Raw genomic sequence first — 764 nt, 5'->3', positions numbered from 1 at the left:
GAGTGGGCCTCGCCCGCGTAGATGACGGTCTCGAGCTGCGCGTCCGACAGCAGGTCGAGAACGTTCCGCGGCAGGCGCGGCCGGTAACTCGGCTTGGGCGGCGCAACGCTCGCCATCGCCGCCGATTGCACGAGCTGGGTCGGGTGAGCCTGAGAGCCGGGAATACGGATCGCCTGAAGGCGATAGTCCTCATAGATGGCGTCGGTGATGTGACTGTCATCGGCGACCTTCCAGTCGACGGCCTCGTAGGCGAGGTCGACGCCCTCCGGTTCGACGATCGAGGTCCGCGGCGTGCTTCTGGCCGTGCGGGCGAGATAGCCGCGCACGGTGCGAGGCGCGCCGGCCGCCGGCGCCGGCCTGGCCATGGCGGGCATCGTCACCGGCGGCCGCGCCGGAAGCTGTTCCCCGATCCATGTGAGCAGCGTGATTGCGTCGGGCGCCACCCCCAGGGCGACCGGGAAGACGGTGGGCTCGTCCGCCGGCAGCCTGTCGATGACGGTGAGGCGCGTCGGGAAGGTGGTGCCGTGCTTGGCGTAGACGGCGCCGTCTATTGCCGCGGAGAAGACGACGCGGCCGCGTTCCTGCAGGCGGGTGAAGGTCGAGGTCCAGGCCGGATTGTCGGGGGCGAAGTTCGCGCCGGTGATCGTCACCAGCCGTCCGCCGGGTGCCAGGCGCGCAAGGGCCGAGGCGATGTGCCGCCAGGCCGCATCGGCGACACGCCCTTCGACATTTGCCATGACCGAGAATGGCGGGTTCATCAGCAC

General features: G+C 70.2%; 1 protein-coding gene. It reads right to left on the bottom strand.

What is annotated here, in order from left to right:
- Positions 1 to 764, bottom strand: a 764-nt coding sequence (locus EOA86_RS36945) for a strawberry notch-like NTP hydrolase domain-containing protein (protein WP_206630275.1), incomplete at both ends; no start/stop codon positions are given.

This window comes from Mesorhizobium sp. M5C.F.Ca.IN.020.32.2.1 (genome assembly GCF_004023105.1).
GTDB classification, from domain to species: Bacteria; Pseudomonadota; Alphaproteobacteria; order Rhizobiales; family Rhizobiaceae; genus Mesorhizobium; species Mesorhizobium wenxiniae.
This window is presented reverse-complemented; position numbering and strand designations above follow the sequence as displayed.